Below are 15,410 nucleotides of genomic sequence, written 5' to 3' on the forward strand. Positions count from 1 at the left end.
GTCCGCCAGCCGACGGGTGTCGACCAGCACGACCGCACCGATCGCGCCGCGCACCAGGTCGTCCCACATGAACCAGAACCGGTGCTGCCCGGGCGTGCCGAACAGGTAGAGGATCAGGTCCGAGTCCAGCGAGACGCGGCCGAAGTCCATGGCGACCGTGGTCGTCTGCTTGTTCGGCGTGGCGCTCAGGTCGTCGTGCCCGGCGCTGGCCTCGGTCATCACGGCCTCGGTCGTCAGCGGGTCGATCTCCGACACCGAGCCGACGAACGTGGTCTTGCCGACGCCGAAGCCGCCCGCGACCACGATCTTCGCCGAGATCGTGGTCGGCGTCGGGCCGGGCCGGGGCACCGGGGACGGGCGGGACATCGCCGGGGTGACCGGCGGCCCGCCGACGGGGTAACTAGAGCCGACGGAGTCCACTCAACACCCTTTCCATCAGGGCGAGGTCCGGCTCGTTGCCGGTACTGCTCGCGGTCTGGTGCACGGTCACCACGCCGAGCCCGGCCATGTCGCCGAGCAGCACCCGGGCGACGCCGAGCGGGATCTTCAGCAGCGCGGCGACCTCGGCGACCGAGCGGGGGCGGTCGCACAGGTCCGCGACGGAGCGGTGCTCCATCTGCAGCATCGGGAGCTGCTCACGGCCCTGCGGGCTGGTCGAGACCAGCGTCTCGATCGCGAGGTCGAAGCCGGACTTGGTCCGGCCGCGGGTCCAGGCGTAGGGCCGCACCGCCGACGCCCCGGTCGGGACGGCGGGCGGGAGCGGCTCGTCCCGGATCGGCTCGATGGGCCCGGTCTGGTACCCGCCGTAGCCCGAGCCCGCGAACCCCGCGTCCCCCTGGGTGCCGTGGGTGTAGGCCACCTCGTTCGGGACGGGGGTGGGAGGCGGCGTCGACGGATGGACCGGCAGCGGGGCGGACTGCGGGTCCTCCTGCCGCCCGGCCTCCTCGCCGCGCCGGCGACCCCACCGGCGGCGCTTGCGCGGGCGCCCCGAGTCGAGACTGAACCCGTTCATCACGTCGGCGAACGTCGGCTCGTGCTGACGCGGTGCGTCGTCGGGACCGCTGGTCATGAAAGCTCACCTGCCTCGTGCCGGTCGTTCGTCGGACGGATGGACATGGGGATCGGCCCGCTCGGGGTGCGACCCGGGCGGTCAGGGCCCGAAGGAGCCCTGCAGCTCGGCGCGCAGCTCCGGGGTGAGCAGCTGGCCGACCCGGTCGACGAGCAGCGTCATCTCGTAGCCGATCAGGCCGATGTCGCAGCTCGGGGAGGCGAGCACGGCCAGGCACGAGCCGTCGCTGATGGACATGAGCAGGACGATCCCGCGGTCCATCTCCACGACGGTCTGCACCACGCCGCCGGCGTCGAAGCAGCGCGCCGCGCCCTGGGTCAGGCTGACCAGGCCGGACGCCACCGCGGCCAGCTGGTCGGCACGGTCGCGGGGGAGCCGGTCGGACGCCGTGAGCAGCAGCCCGTCGGCGGAGACCACGATCGCGTGCGCGACCCCGGGGACCTTCTCCGCGAAATTGGTGACCAGCCATCCGAACCGGCTGGGCTGGGTCTGTGGTGCGGTCACGCCGCGGCCTCCTCGACGTCGGTCGGGCCGGTGCCGATGGCCGCCCGTGCGGCCTCCTGCCCGATCATCACTTCTCCTCGTCCTGCTCGGTCGTGCTCCGGGTCTGCCCGGTGCCGGTGCCCGCCGCCGACTGGCGGCGCAGCCGGCTCTCCCGGCCCTGCCGGACGCCCTGCTGGTAGCTCGCCAGACGGCCACGGATGGCCTCGGCGTTGCGGGCCGGCCCCGAGGGCGGAGCCAACACCGCGGATCCTGCCGCGCTGCCCGGCACGAGCCGCGCGCGGGGCCTGCGTTTCGGCAGCCCGGCCTCGGTGGTCTCGCTCGCGCCGCGCTCGGTCTCGGCGGCCGTGGCCGCCGCGGTAGCGTCGGCGACCCGCCAGCCCTCGTCCGCCGCGGTGGCGAACCCGGCGTCGCCGCCGGCCGGGCGGCCGACCCGGAGCGGATGGCCCGCCGGCGGGCCGCTCGGCGCGCCCTGCGTGCCCTCGTCCTCGCCGTCCGTCCAGCGGACCGGGACCGAGCGGTTCGAGCGGAACCAGGCCGACGCGATCTCCTCGAAGATCGGCGTGGTGTGGCCGAGGTCGAAACGGGACGGGCCGTCGGCCGGCTCGTCCGGCCCGCCGGTCGGGCCCGCGGACGGGGCGCCGAGCGGGCCTCCGGGGGCGGCTCCCGCAGGGGCCCCGGTCGGGCCGGAGGGCGCCGCGGCGGCGGTGCTCGGGTCGGGCACGGTCCCGGTCGGGCCGGTGGCCGTGTCGGTCCCGTTCCCGCTGGTGCCGATACCGGTGGTGCCGGTGGCGGTGGTGCCGATGCCGGTGGTGCCGGTGGCGGTGCCGTGCGGGCCGGTCCCGTTCGCGCCGGTCCCGTTCGTGCCGGGGGCGGCCGGACCCGTGGCGGTCGGGCCCGCGGCGGCCGGGCCCGCGGCCTGGGGGCCGGGACTCGGGCGCCGCTTGGGCAGACCGGCGGTCGGGCTGCTCGGCACGCCCGGGGCACCCGGCGTGCCGCTGCCGTAGGCGAGCGCGCCGCCGTTCCGGTACGGGTTCGTCGAGGTGGCGCCGGGCTCGTGGCCGGCCGGGTTCGTGCCGGTCGGGTTCGGGCCGGCCGGATTCGGGGTGGTCGTGTTCGAGCCGGTCGGGTGGGAGCCCGCCGGGTCCTGCGGCGCCGTGCTCCGGCCGGTCCGGTTCTGACCGATCTGGTCGGTCTGGTCGGTCTGGTCGGTGCCGGTCGCGCCACCCGCGGCCGGCGGGGTGCCGCCGGTCTGCTCCACACCCGGCGTGACCGACCCGCCCGCGGTCCCCGCGCCGGTGGGCGGGATGCCGTTGCTGGCGCCGGGGCGGCGGCTCGACGGGGTGCGCGACTCGAAGCCACCCGGGCGGCGCAGCTGCCCGGTCGAGCTCGAGTCCGCCGGCGTCGACGGGGCGAAGAGGGCCTCCGTGCCTTCCGACGACGCCGTCATCGGCCGGCCGGGCCGGCGCCGCGGCAGGCCCGCCGGGCCCGTCGGGTCGGCGCTGGGCCGCCCGTCGGCGCCGGTGTTGCCCGGGGTGCGCCGGGGCAGGCCCTGCGAGCCCTCGACACCGGCCGGGGCGCCGGACGGCTCACCGGCCCGGTTCGCGGGGCGGCCGGACGTGCCCGGGACGCGGCGCAGCAGCCCGGTGCTCTCCGGGATGTCCTGCCCGGTGCTCTCCGGGGTGTCCTGCCCGGTGCCCTCTGCCGTGCGCCCCGTGGAGCCCTGCGGGGCCGCCGCAGCGGGACGCTCCGGCCGCGCCTCGGGCTCCTCGCCACGCCGGGGCAGTGCCGGCGGCGGCCCACTGGGCCGCTGACCACCGTTCACACCGGGGGTGCGGCGCGGCAGACCCGCCACGGTCGGTGGGAGCGGCTCGGCCGGTGTGCGGCCACCCGCACCGGGCGCCGCGGTGTCGGGGCCACCGGTGGTGCCGGAAGTCCCGCTCACGCCTGCACCGCGGTCGACGGCCGCCGGCGTGGTGGTGTCGGTGCTCCCGGCGCCGTCGGTGCGCTCGGCCGGGCTGGTGCCTGTGCTGTCCGCCGTCGGGGCGGCGCCGGTGCGGCCCGGGCGGTCGGCGCCGGCGCGCTCGCCCGCCTCGCTGCCCTCGTCCTCGGTGCCGGCGTGCTCGGTGCCGGCGTGCTCGGTGCCGGCGTGCTCGGTGCCGATCACGGGGATCCCGGTCGTCCCGGACGCGGTGTCCGCGGACCCATCGGCGGACTTCGAGTCACAGGCGGGCTTCGGCTCACCGGCGGGCCGGAGCTCAGCGGCGGCCTCCGGGGCCTCGGCGGCACCGGCCTCCGGGTCGGAGCCCGGGCGCGATCCCTCCGCCTCGGTGGTGCGGGCCACGTCGGGCGCGCCGGCCGAGGGCACGGTCGTCGCCGCGTCGGCGGTCGGCGAGAAGGTCGGGGTCGGGTCGCCGAACCGGGTGACCGGGAAGCGCGTGGTGACGGGCTCGTCCGTCTCCGCGGGACCGGCCTCGGCCTCCGCGGTGGTCACCTCCGACCACCCGGTGCCGCCGTTGCGCGCCGCGGCCGGGTTGCCGGTGACGGGGGTGTCCGCCTCCGCCGCGGCCGAACCGGCCGGCGGGGTGCCATCGTCCGCCGTCGCGTCGCCGCCGCGCCCGGCACCGGCGCCCGCGGCGTTCCCCGCGGTGCCGTCCTGCCCCGTGGCCGTTCCCCGGGCGTCGTCTTCGCGGGTGCCGGTCTCGTCGCGGTCCTTCTCGGACTTCCGCAGGCCCGCCGCACCGGCGAGGCCCGCGGCCGCCCCGGCGAGCGCGGCCCCGGCCGCGGCCACGCCCCGGCCGAGCTTCTCGGCGGGCCGGTCGGAGCCGGACTTCTGCGGCTCCTCCTGCGTGGCCCCGTGCTCGGCGGCCCCGTGCTCCGGGGCACCGGTCCGGCCGGACCCCTCGGGGGCGCTGCCGCTCTGAGGAGCACCGTTCGCCCGGTCCGGCTGCGTGCCGGTCCCCGCGACCTCCTGCTCCCGGCCGGTCGGCCGGTCGCCGGACCGCTCCTCGCGGGTACCGGCCCCGTCGGTCGCCTCGTCCGGCGTGCTGCCCCGGGGCGTGCGCTTGGGCAGCGCCGGCAGGCCGGCGGGGTCCGACGCGCCCGGGCGCTCCCCGTGGAAGGAGTGCCCGTTCGTCGGGCGGGTCCGGGCGGTGGAGCCGTTCGGCGGCCGCCGCAGGCTCTCGACCGGCCACGGCCCCCGCTCCGGGCCCGCCGGCCGGGCCTCAGGCGCCTGGCGGCCGCCCTGCCCGTCGGATCGCTGCCCGTCGGGTCGCTGCCCGTCGACCGCCCGGTCGTCCACACCGTCGCCGGGGCCGCGGCCCGTGGGCGCGGGGTCCCCGCCGGCGGGGCCGGCCCCGCGGTCCCGCCGGGTGCCCTCGTCCGAGGGCTGCGTGGTCTCGCGCTCGTCGCGCCGCTCGGCCTGCGCCGCGCCGGTGCCGAAGGCGTCGAAGCCGTCGTCCGGGCCGGGGCCGCCGACCTCGTCCTGCGGGGGGACCGACCCGGGCCGGCGCTGCGGCAGGCCCTTCCCGTTGACCGGCGGCGCGGGCGGCCGCCCGCCGCCGAGGGCGGAGGCCGGGCTCATCGGCCCGTCGTCGCCCTGGACCAGCGAGGAGAGCGACGGCGGCTGACCGGCCGGGCGCGGCGCGGGCACGGTGCCGGTTCCGGTGGTGGCGGGGCCGCCGCCGAAGGCGGACGCACCCTGCCCGGCGGCCAGTGCCGGAGCGACCCCCGCGCGGACCGGCTGCCGCTCGGGCGGCTCGGCCGACGGGACCAGCACCGCGGGCACGGTGACCGAGGCGGTGAGGCCACCGGAGGCGCCGGCCATGCCGCCGCCGAGCCGGATGCCCAGCCCGTGCCGGTTGGCCAGGCGGCCGACCACGAACAGGCCCATCCGCCGGGAGGCCGAGACGTCGACCGCGGCAGGGGAGGCGAGGCGCTGGTTGGCCTCGGCGAGCTCGTGCTCCGCCATGCCGACGCCGCGGTCGGCGATCTCGATGATCAGGGAGCCGTCGCCGGCCCGGGTCGTGCTCATGACGACCTGGGAGTCCGGCGGGGAGAAGTTGGTGGCGTTGTCGAGCAGCTCGGCCAGCAGATGGACGAGGTCGCTCGCGGCGCGCCCGGCGACGGTCGCCACGGGCGGGGGCTGCACGACGACGCGCTGGTACTGCTCGATCTCGGACACCGCGGCGCGCAGGACGTCGACCACGGGGACCGGGGCGACGTTGCGCTTCGCGAGGTCGGTGCCCGCGAGGACCAGCAGGTTCTCGCTGTTGCGCCGCATACGGGTGGCGAGGTGGTCCAGCTGGAAGAGGTTCGACAGCTGGTCCGGGTCCTGCTCGTTGCTCTCCAGCTGCTCGATCAGCTGCAGCTGGCGCTCGACGAGGGCCTGCGAGCGGCGGGAGAGGTTGACGAACATGTTGGACACGTTCGCCTGCAGCGCCGCCTGGTCCGCGGCGAGGCGGATGGCCTGCCCGTGCACCGCGTCGAACGCCCGGGCCACCTGGCCGACCTCGTCCCGGCCCGTGAGCGGCACCGGCTCCACCATCGCGTTGAGCGGCTGCCCGGAGCGCATGGTCTCGACCGCCTGCGGCAGCCGGCGCTCGGCGACGTCGAGCGCGGAGCGGCGCAGCACGCGCAGCGAGCGGATCAGGCTGCGGGCGAGCAGCACGATGATCGCGATGCCGAGCAGCACGCCCAGCATCAGCAGCACGGAGTTGACGCCCGCCTTGTTGCTCGCGTCCGCCTGGGCCTGCGTGGAGGTGGCGGTCAGCTCGTCCGCGACGCCGGTCCCGGCGCGCTCGACGACCTGGGCGGCCTGCCGGTACGCCGCCTCCCACGCCGCCGGGTCCGCCTGGAGCGGCCGCTCGGTCGGGGTGGCCATGATCTGGGTGCGCAGCCGCTCGAGCTCGACGTTGGCGCCGTCCGTCGCGAAGTTGCCGTAGCGCCCGAGCTGCTCCGGGGTGAGGCCCACCTGGTAGTCGGCGAAGGCCGTGGCGAACGCCGCCGCGGCGCCGGTCACCGTGATCTTGGCCTGCTCGCTCAGCCGGCCCGCGGCGATCGCGCCCGCGAGGACGGTGTGCTGCAGGGCCAGCGCCTCGCGGGCCTCGCCGGTCGCGGCGAGCGCGTCCCCGAGGCCGCCCGCGTACGTGGTCTCGCCCTGGTGGATCAGGGCCCGCTCCAGGACGTCCGCCCGCTGGACGATGGTCGTGTACCGGGTGGTGATGTCGTCCGTCCCGGCCGGTGAGGCCGCCGCGTCCGTGCGCAGCACGGGGAGCTGGGTGAACCCGCCCTCGGCCTGCTGCAGCGCGGTGGTGCCGCTCGCGTCGAGCTGGGAGGCGTCGGCCAGCGCGGCCCGCACCTCGCCGAGCTTCGCGTCCGTCTCCGCCGCGGCCCGGTCCAGCGCGCCCCGGTCGCCCGTGCGCCCGCCGGCGACGAACAGCACGGCGGTGTTGCGCTCGGCCTGCAGGGCCTGGGCCGTTGCGGCGACGCCCTGGCGGATCTCGAGCAGGCGGTTGTCCCGGCCCAGCTGCTCGGCCACGCCGGCCTGGTCGGAGATGCGCAGCACACCCAGCACCAGGGCCAGCAGGGTGGGCACGAGGCCCACGGCCACCAGCTTGGCGGCCAGGCTCCAGTTGCGGGGGTTCAGCCGCTCCGACCACGCGGGGTGGCGTTCGGTGCTGGTCACGTCAACGTCTCCCTGATGTGGCTCGCGACGACCTGACCGACCTTGACACGGCGACCCGACGATCCGCGCCCCGCGTGCACCCGGGGGAGCCGAGGTGCGCGTCGGTTGCGGCCAGTGGCCGAGCGGCTCGCACGCGTGTTCGGCGAGGCCGGGGGCGGTGCGGGAACGCCGGCGGGGAGCGGGGCGGTGATCGTTCGGGCCTTCCGGTCGGGGCCGGACGCGCGCCCCGCCCGGCCGAGGCCGGGTCCGGGACGCCGCCGGTTCAGCTTCTCGTGCAGTGGTTTCCTACGTGGTGTCCGCGACACGCGGCCGCTGGGGAGGCCGCCCACCCGCGAGCGCGGATAGGATCGTCGTGGCACACCTCCGTACTGCGGACGGTGCCCGGCCAGCATAGCCGGAGGTGGCGGGACGCCCGCCCCGGACGAGCGACTCGTCCCCGCCCCCGATCGGGTGGCGCCGCCGCCGACCGCTCACCGTCCGCGGGACACCGCCCGGCTCACGACGAGTGGCGGGCCGTGCACCGATCGACACCCCCGAAGGGACCCGCGAGTGACCGACGGACCGCTCATCGTCCAGTCCGACAAGACGCTGCTGCTCGAGGTCGACCACCCCTCCGCGGACGAGGCGCGGATGGCCATCGCCCCCTTCGCCGAGCTGGAGCGCGCCCCCGAGCACGTGCACACCTACCGCGTCACCCCGCTCGCGCTGTGGAACGCCCGCGCCGCGGGGCACGACGCCGAGCAGGTCGTCGACGCCCTGGTCCGGTTCTCCCGGTACGCCGTCCCGCAGCCGCTGCTGGTCGACGTCGTCGACACCATGGGCCGGTACGGCCGGCTCCAGCTGTCGAACGACCCCGCGCACGGCCTCGTGATGACCGCGCTGGACCGGGCGGTCCTCGAGGAGGTGCTCCGGCAGAAGAAGATCGCCCCGATGCTGGGCGCCCGGATCGACGACGACACCGTCGTCGTCCACCCGTCCGAGCGCGGGCACCTCAAGCAGATGCTGCTCAAGGTGGGCTGGCCGGCCGAGGACCTGGCCGGCTACGTCGACGGCGAGGCGCACCCGATCGAGCTCGTCCAGGACGGCTGGACGCTGCGGGACTACCAGGCCCAGGCCGTCGACGGCTTCTGGGACGGCGGCTCCGGCGTGGTCGTCCTGCCCTGCGGCGCGGGGAAGACGCTGGTCGGTGCGGCGGCGATGGCCCGGGCCAGGGCCACCACGCTGATCCTCGTCACCAACACCGTCTCCGGCCGACAGTGGAAGCGCGAGCTGGTCGCGCGGACCAGCCTCACCGAGGACGAGATCGGCGAGTACTCGGGCGAGAAGAAGGAGATCCGCCCGGTCACGATCGCGACCTACCAGGTGATCACCCGCAAGTCGAAGGGCGAGTACCGGCACCTGGAGCTGTTCGACTCGCGGGACTGGGGCCTGGTCGTCTACGACGAGGTGCACCTGCTGCCCGCGCCCGTGTTCCGGATGACGGCGGACCTGCAGTCCCGCCGCCGGCTCGGACTCACGGCGACGCTGGTCCGCGAGGACGGCCGGGAGGGCGACGTCTTCTCGCTGATCGGGCCCAAGCGCTACGACGCCCCGTGGCGCGACATCGAGCAGCAGGGCTGGATCGCGCCCGCCGAGTGCACCGAGGTCCGGGTCACGCTCACCGAGAACGAGCGGCTGGGCTACGCCACCGCGGAGGCCGAGGAGCGGTACCGGATGGCGTCGACGGCGCGCACCAAGCTGCCCGTCGTCAAGGCCATCCTGGACCGGCACCCGGACGAGCCGACGCTGGTCATCGGCGCCTACCTCGACCAGCTCGACGAGCTCGGCGAGGTGCTGGAGTGCCCGGTGATCCAGGGCTCGACCAAGAACAAGGAGCGCGAGGCGCTGTTCGACGCCTTCCGTGCCGGCGAGCTGAGGCGCCTGGTGGTCAGCAAGGTCGCCAACTTCTCGATCGACCTGCCGGAGGCCACCGTGGCCGTGCAGGTCTCGGGCACCTTCGGGTCCCGGCAGGAGGAGGCCCAGCGGCTGGGCCGGCTGCTGCGACCCAAGGGCGACGGCCGGCAGGCCCATTTCTACTCGGTCGTGTCACGCGACACCCTGGACACCGACTACGCCGCACACCGTCAGCGGTTCCTGGCCGAACAGGGCTACGCGTACCGCATCGTGGACGCGGACGACCTGCTCGGCCCGGCCCTGCCCGAGGTGGGCTGAACGGCGCGTGACGGGCCGGTCCCCGGACGGGGGTACCGGCTCACCCCGATGCGCCCGTGCGCCGAAAGGCCAGGTCGGGGACACTCGGTTGTGGAACCGTGACAGGGAGCCGAGGAATGTCCGTCGCCGGCTGGATCGTCGTCGGGGTGCTGGCCTGGGTGGCCGTCGCCCTGGTCGTCGCGGTGCTCGTCGGGCGGATGGTGCGGCTGCGGGACCGGCAGGTCCCCGAGGAGCCCTTCCCGCGTCCGGCGCCCCCGCCCGAGCAGGACCCCTCGTGGCCGCACACCGGCGGACAGGCGCCCCGGACCCCGGAGCCCCGCCGACCCCGGGGCTGATCCGGGTCGGTCTCGGGGGGCGGTCCGGGTCCGACCCCGAGGTGCGGGCCGGGCGGCGCGGGCAGGCTCGTGGTCATGGAACAGCAGACCACCGCCACCCCGACCACCAGCACGAACGGCGGCCCGGGCGCCGTCCTCCCCGCCGAGTCACCGCAGAAGCCCTTCCGGCTGCACCGCAGCCGCCGGGACAGGATGCTCGCAGGCGTCTGCGGCGGGCTCGCCGAGAGCCTCGGCGTCGACGCCGCCCTGATCCGGATCGGGCTCGTCGCGCTGACCGTCCTCGGGTTCGGCTTCGGGATCGTCCTCTACCTCGCGGCCTGGATCCTCGCGCCCGAGGAGTGAGCCCGCGTCAGCGGCGGCGCCCGGACCAGTTGGCGAGCCGCTCGGTCGGTCCGGCCCCGGGCTCGGGCTGCACTGCCGGCGCGAAGGGGTAGTCCCCGCCCCGGCCCTCGTCGGGGATCAGGCGGCGGGCGACGGCCAGCATCTCCCCGGCCACGCCGGCGTCGGCCTCGCTCGGCTGCCCGGTGGCGACCGCGAGGTCCCAGCCGTGCACGAGGATCTCGTTGACGTACCCCCACAACGCGCCGCGGCCGGGCACGGTCCCCCACGGGACGGTCATCTCGCGGTCGAGGAGGGCGTCGTCGGACCAGACGGCCCACATCCGCTCCCGGGCCTCGGCGAGGGCCGCGGGGTAGTCGGGCGCGGACGGGACCTGGAACGGCATGGTGAACGGCGACCCGCCCGTGCCGATCACCCGGATCTTGTCCACGGTCGCGACGATGTGCCGGAGCAGGCCCTCGACGTCGAACTCGGTGCAGGGCGTGGGGTCGTGCAGCTGCGCGGGACGCACGCGGTCGACCAGGCCGGCGACCCACTCGAGGGCGCTGCGGTAGCGGGGGCGGGCGTCGGTGGTGAGCAGGGTGTCGCCGTTGCCGGTGCGGTGTTCGGTGGTGGTCATGGCGGGAAGCGTGCCGCCGAAACACGACACCTCCTGTCGTGTATCTCTGCCACTCTTCGGACGTGCGCGCGGACCGGTTGCTCTCGCTCGTCCTGCTGCTGCGCCACCGCGGCCGGATGACGGCACCCGCGATCGCCCGCGAGCTGGAGGTCTCGACCCGCACGGTGCTGCGGGACGTCGAGGCGCTCTCCGCCGCGGGCATCCCGGTCTACGCCGAGCGTGGCCGGCACGGCGGGTTCGCGCTGCTCCCGGGCTTCTCCACCGACCTGACCGGGCTCACCCCGGACGAGGCCGTGGCCCTCCTGACCTCGCCCTCCCACGCGACGTCGGACGCCCTCGGCCTGGGCGAGGCGTTCTCGTCGGCGATCCGGAAAGTGGTGGCGGCGCTGCCCGAGGGCTCCCGGGAGGCGGCGACCGACGCGACCGGGCGGGTGCTGGTGCGGCGCGGCGGCTTCCTCCGCGACGCCCCGGACCCGCCCGCCGCCGTCGCGCTCCGCACCGTGCAGCGCGCCGTGTTCACCGGGCACCGGCTACGCGTCCGGTACGCCTCCCGCGGGCAGGACGAGGGCCGGTGGCGCACCGTCGATCCCCTCGGTCTGGTCGAGGCGGCCGGCGCCTGGTACCTCCTCGCGCTGCACGACGGCGCCGACCGCACCTATCGCGTCTCCCGCATCGAGCGGGCCGAGGAGCTCGACGAGCCCGCGCAGCGCCCGTCCGGGGTGGACCTCGAGGAGCTGTGGCAACGCCGGCGGACCGAGTTCCGCCGCACCCTGCCCCACGTCGTCGCCAGGATCCGGGTCCGGGAGGAGCGTCGGGCGGAGCTCGCCCGCACCGCCCTCACCGTCGAGTCGGCGGGGACCGACGACGGATGGACCGTGCTGACCGCGGCCTTCGGCGACCTCCGGCACGCGATCCGCGTGGTGTGGTCGCTCGCCCCCGACGCCGAGGCCCTCGACCCACCCGAGCTGGCGACCGCCCTCCGTGAGCGCGCCGAGGCCGTCGTCGCCGCCCACCGTCCGTGATCCATCTCGCGGACACGGGAGCGCAGGGAGCATGACGCTCCTGTGCCTTCCGGAACGATCATGCACGCGGTGATCGTTCCGAGTGTCACGAGAGCGCCGCGGGCCGTACCGCGCGGTGCCGCTCGGAAGGATCATGAACGGCGCCGGGTCGGGTTCCGTCCAAGGGGCGTGCTGAACCAACCGTTCCGGGGGTCCGCGGCGGTGGCCGCCGGGTGGGTCACGCCCGGGCAGCTGCGCGGACCCTGCTTCCACCGCCTCTTCTCCGACGTCTACGTCCCTGCTGCATCCGGACTGGACCCGTCGCACCTGGCGGTGCGGGCGCGGGGCGCCTCCTGCTGGTCGAGGGACGGGGCGTGGTGGGCGGCTGGGCCGCGGCCGAGCTGCTGGGCGCGTCCTGCGGCCCCGCGGACGCGCTCGTCGACGTCGTGGTGCCGGGTGGCACGCAACGCGGACAGCCGGGGCTCCGGGTGCGCCGCGGACAGCTCCTCCCCGACGAGATCGCCGCCGTCGCCGGGGTGGGCGTGACCTCGGCCAGGCGCACCGCGTCCGACCTCGCCTGCCGCTGCGAGCTGTGGGACGGCATCGTGGCGGTCGACGCGCTGGCCAGGGTCGGCGAGTTCGGGCCCGTCGAGCTGCTCGCACTGCGTACCCGACACCTCGGCGCCCGGGGGAGTGCGCGGCTGCCGGAGGTCGTGCGCCGCGCGAACCGGCTGTCGGGTTCGCCGATGGAGACGCGTGTTCGGCTCGCGATCGACGAGGCCCGGCTGCCCGCGCCCGTCCTTCAGCATCCGGTCGGCCCGTACGAGCTCGATCTCGCGTACCCGGCGTTGCTCCCGGCCTTCGAGTACAACGGCGGGGACCACCTCGAGCCCGGGACAGCCCTGCGTGATCTCGCGCGGGAGGCGCACCTCGCGAGAGCGGGCTGGCGAGTGGTGCGCTTCTCGGCGGTCGAGGTCCACCGGCGACCGCACGAGGTCGCGGCCAGGGTCCGCCGCGAGCTGCTGGCCGCCTGCCGGGCGCGGGGGCTCGACCCGCACCGGCTCGAGGAGCACCTTCGGTGATCGATCCGAGGGTCACGAGAAGGCTGCCGCCACGACGGTCCCGTGACTCTCGCGATGATCACGCGCGGGTGCGGGCGTGCGAGCGTCACGGTGCTGCTGTGGCGGCAGCCGCCAGGTGACGCCCGGACGGATCACGTGCTGCCCGCCGCTCGGTGTGGTGCTGGCACGACTGCCTCCCGAGCCCCTGGTTCCTACCGTCGACCGCATGACGACGACGCCGCACGACGTCCCGGGAAGGACAGGGCGCCGCCCTGCCGGACCCGGCTCGCTGACCGCCGGCCTGGGGCATCCCGGCGCCCTCGTCCCGGCTCCCCTTCCGGCGCCCGTTCCGCCACCCCTTCCGGCGTCCGTCCCGCCACCGCGTCTCCCCGAGGGGCCGTTCGCGGAGCAGCCCTTCCTGCGCTTCCCCACCCCGTCCCGCCCGCCCGGGCAGGAGGGTCCGTTCGCGGAGCAGCCCTGCCCGCGGTTCCCCGCCGCGGCACACCCCGCGCCGGCGCCGGGACGACGGCGAGCGCCCGCCGCGGTGCTCGCCACCCGGATCGTCGGGCTGTGCCTGACCGTGCTGTGCGCACTCGCGCCCGCGTACTTCGCGCTGATGGCGATCGCGTTCGGCCTGGGCCTCGGGCACTGGGGCGGCGTGGCGTTCGGGGGGGTGATCGGGGCGGTCGCGATCGCCTGGCCGGCCGGCTTCTGGTGGGCGACGACGAGGGCCCGCCGGGTCTGGCCGGTGCTCCTCGCGCTGGTCCCGGCCGCCGTGTTGATCGGCGCCGGGGTCTGGCTCTGGATCATCGGCTGAGCCGCCTCCGAGCGCTCACGCGACCGGCACCGAGCCCGTCGCACCCCGAGAACGCCGCAGGGGCGGCGGGCCGAAGCCCACCGCCCCCGCGGGACGTACCAGGTGGCAGGACCGATCAGAAGTCCATGCCGCCCATGCCGCCGGTCGGGTCGCCGGCCGGAGCGGCGTTCTTCTCCGGCTTGTCGGCGATGACCGCCTCGGTGGTGAGGAACAGGGCCGCGATCGAGGCCGCGTTCTGCAGCGCCGAGCGGGTGACCTTGGCCGGGTCGATGATGCCGGCCTTGACCAGGTCCTTGTACTCACCGGTGGCCGCGTCGAGGCCCTCGCCGGCGGGGAGGTTGCGCACCTTCTCCGCGACGACGCCGCCCTCGAGGCCGGCGTTGACGGCGATCTGCTTGAGCGGCGCCTCCAGGGCGACCTTCACGATGTTCGCGCCGGTCGCCTCGTCGCCGTCCAGGCCGAGGCCCTCGAACAGGCCCGCACCGGCCTGGATCAGGGCGACGCCGCCACCGGCGACGATGCCCTCCTCGACGGCCGCCTTCGCGTTGCGGACGGCGTCCTCGATGCGGTGCTTGCGCTCCTTGAGCTCGACCTCGGTGGCCGCGCCCGCCTTGATGACCGCGACACCGCCGGCCAGCTTGGCCAGACGCTCCTGCAGCTTCTCGCGGTCGTAGTCCGAGTCGGTGCGCTCGATCTCGGCGCGGATCTGGTTGACGCGACCGGCGATCTGGTCGGCGTCGCCCGCACCGTCGACGATGGTGGTCTCGTCCTTGGTGACGACGACCTTGCGCGCCCGGCCGAGCAGCGACAGGTCGGCGTTCTCCAGCTTGAGACCGACCTTCTCCGAGATGACCTCGCCGCCGGTCAGGATGCCCATGTCGGTGAGCATGGCCTCGCGGCGGTCACCGAAGCCCGGGGCCTTGATGGCGACGGACTTGAAGGTGCCACGGATCTTGTTGACGACGAGCGTGGCCAGGGCCTCGCCCTCGACGTCCTCGGCGATGATCGCCAGCGGCTTGCCCGACTGCATGACCTTCTCCAGCAGCGGGAGCAGGTCCTTGACGGTCGAGATCTTGGAGGAGACGAGGAGGACGTAGGGGTCCTCGAGCTCGACCTCCATGCGCTCCGCGTCGGTCACGAAGTACGGGGAGATGTAGCCCTTGTCGAAGCGCATGCCCTCGGTGAGCTCGAGCTCGAGCCCGAAGGTCTGCGACTCCTCGACGGTGATGACGCCTTCCTTGCCGACCTTGTCCATCGCCTCGGCGATGAGCTCGCCGATCTGCTTGTCGGCGGCGGAGATCGACGCGGTGGCGGCGATCTGCTCCTTGGTCTCGACCTCCTTGGCCGACTTCAGGAGCGACTGCGAGACGGCCTCGACGGCCTTCTCGATGCCGCGCTTCAGACCCATCGGGTTCGCGCCGGCGGCGACGTTGCGCAGGCCCTCGCGGACCAACGCCTGCGCCAGCACGGTGGCGGTGGTGGTGCCGTCACCCGCGATGTCGTCGGTCTTCTTCGCGACCTCCTTGACGAGCTCGGCGCCGATCTTCTCCCAGGCGTCCTCGAGCTCGATCTCCTTGGCGATCGACACACCATCGTTGGTGATGGTGGGCGCGCCCCACTTCTTCTCCAGGACGACGTTGCGGCCGCGCGGGCCGAGCGTCACCTTGACGGCGTCGGCGAGGGTGTTCATGCCGCGCTCGAGCCCGCGGCGCGCCTCCTCGTCGAACGCGATCTGCTTCGCCATGGGGGTGGTCCTCCGGTTGGGATGACT

The 15,410-nt window shown here is 75.6% G+C and carries 12 protein-coding genes; 6 read left to right on the plus strand and 6 right to left on the minus strand.

Annotated elements, in window-relative coordinates; all coding sequences use genetic code 11:
- The 4 genes from ACFQH9_RS10705 to ACFQH9_RS10720 all read right to left on the minus strand — a co-directional run.
- On the minus strand, positions 1-366 hold a 366-nt coding region (locus tag ACFQH9_RS10705), incomplete at its 3' end, for a GTP-binding protein (protein ID WP_379565876.1).
- Between the two features lie 34 nt (positions 367-400).
- Positions 401-1,069 carry a DUF742 domain-containing protein gene (locus ACFQH9_RS10710; RefSeq protein WP_379565812.1) on the minus strand — a complete coding sequence of 223 codons (669 nt, stop codon included), beginning with the start codon at positions 1,067-1,069 and terminating at the stop codon, positions 401-403.
- Positions 1,070-1,150: 81 nt separating this feature from the next.
- On the minus strand, positions 1,151-1,573 hold the full coding sequence (locus ACFQH9_RS10715) for a roadblock/LC7 domain-containing protein (protein ID WP_037048693.1): 423 nt from the start codon (positions 1,571-1,573) through the stop codon (positions 1,151-1,153).
- A 67-nt stretch (positions 1,574-1,640) separates the two neighbouring features.
- Positions 1,641-7,256 (minus strand): nitrate- and nitrite sensing domain-containing protein, encoded by a 5,616-nt coding sequence (locus tag ACFQH9_RS10720; RefSeq protein WP_379565813.1) that lies wholly within the window; start codon positions 7,254-7,256, stop codon positions 1,641-1,643.
- A gap of 549 nt (positions 7,257-7,805) precedes the next feature.
- Between ACFQH9_RS10720 and ACFQH9_RS10725 the strand changes: the two genes are divergently transcribed.
- The 3 genes from ACFQH9_RS10725 (at position 7,806) to ACFQH9_RS10735 (ending at position 10,144) form a co-directional block, all read left to right on the plus strand.
- Positions 7,806-9,467 (plus strand): DNA repair helicase XPB, encoded by a 1,662-nt coding sequence (locus ACFQH9_RS10725; protein ID WP_379565814.1) that lies wholly within the window; start codon positions 7,806-7,808, stop codon positions 9,465-9,467.
- 116 nt (positions 9,468-9,583) lie between these two features.
- Positions 9,584-9,802, plus strand: coding sequence for a hypothetical protein (locus tag ACFQH9_RS10730; RefSeq protein WP_379565815.1), 219 nt, complete (start codon positions 9,584-9,586; stop codon positions 9,800-9,802).
- Between the two features lie 75 nt (positions 9,803-9,877).
- Positions 9,878-10,144, plus strand: a complete 267-nt coding sequence (locus ACFQH9_RS10735; RefSeq protein ID WP_379565816.1) for a PspC domain-containing protein — start codon at positions 9,878-9,880, stop codon at positions 10,142-10,144.
- A gap of 7 nt (positions 10,145-10,151) precedes the next feature.
- Here the strand turns inward: ACFQH9_RS10735 and ACFQH9_RS10740 are convergent, their stop codons facing one another.
- Entirely contained in the window at positions 10,152-10,760 is a 609-nt protein-coding gene (locus ACFQH9_RS10740; RefSeq protein ID WP_379565817.1) for a TIGR03086 family metal-binding protein, read from the minus strand.
- Positions 10,761-10,822: 62 nt separating this feature from the next.
- Between ACFQH9_RS10740 and ACFQH9_RS10745 the strand changes: the two genes are divergently transcribed.
- From ACFQH9_RS10745 to ACFQH9_RS10755, 3 genes are all read left to right on the plus strand, one after another.
- Positions 10,823-11,782 carry a helix-turn-helix transcriptional regulator gene (locus tag ACFQH9_RS10745; protein WP_379565818.1) on the plus strand — a complete coding sequence of 320 codons (960 nt, stop codon included), beginning with the start codon at positions 10,823-10,825 and terminating at the stop codon, positions 11,780-11,782.
- A 353-nt stretch (positions 11,783-12,135) separates the two neighbouring features.
- A complete protein-coding gene (locus ACFQH9_RS10750; protein ID WP_379565819.1) occupies positions 12,136-12,843 on the plus strand; it encodes an endonuclease domain-containing protein in 708 nt (235 codons plus the stop codon).
- 205 nt (positions 12,844-13,048) lie between these two features.
- Positions 13,049-13,639, plus strand: coding sequence for a hypothetical protein (locus ACFQH9_RS10755; RefSeq protein ID WP_379565820.1), 591 nt, complete (start codon positions 13,049-13,051; stop codon positions 13,637-13,639).
- 115 nt (positions 13,640-13,754) lie between these two features.
- Here the strand turns inward: ACFQH9_RS10755 and groL are convergent, their stop codons facing one another.
- Positions 13,755-15,383 carry a chaperonin GroEL gene (gene groL, locus ACFQH9_RS10760; RefSeq protein WP_379565821.1) on the minus strand — a complete coding sequence of 543 codons (1,629 nt, stop codon included), beginning with the start codon at positions 15,381-15,383 and terminating at the stop codon, positions 13,755-13,757.
- Between the last annotated feature and the right edge of the window lie 27 nt (positions 15,384-15,410).

Origin of the sequence: Pseudonocardia lutea, assembly GCF_042658055.1 — a bacterium.
GTDB lineage: Bacteria > Actinomycetota > Actinomycetes > Mycobacteriales > Pseudonocardiaceae > Pseudonocardia > Pseudonocardia lutea.

Coding starts and splice junctions, on each gene's coding strand:
- ACFQH9_RS10710 (WP_379565812.1), bottom strand. CDS start 1,069: ATGACCAGCGGTCCCGACGACGCACCGCGTCAGCACGAGCCGACGTTC.
- ACFQH9_RS10730 (WP_379565815.1), top strand. CDS start 9,584: ATGTCCGTCGCCGGCTGGATCGTCGTCGGGGTGCTGGCCTGGGTGGCC.
- ACFQH9_RS10735 (WP_379565816.1), top strand. CDS start 9,878: ATGGAACAGCAGACCACCGCCACCCCGACCACCAGCACGAACGGCGGC.
- ACFQH9_RS10740 (WP_379565817.1), bottom strand. CDS start 10,760: ATGACCACCACCGAACACCGCACCGGCAACGGCGACACCCTGCTCACC.
- ACFQH9_RS10755 (WP_379565820.1), top strand. CDS start 13,049: ATGACGACGACGCCGCACGACGTCCCGGGAAGGACAGGGCGCCGCCCT.
- groL (WP_379565821.1), bottom strand. CDS start 15,383: ATGGCGAAGCAGATCGCGTTCGACGAGGAGGCGCGCCGCGGGCTCGAG.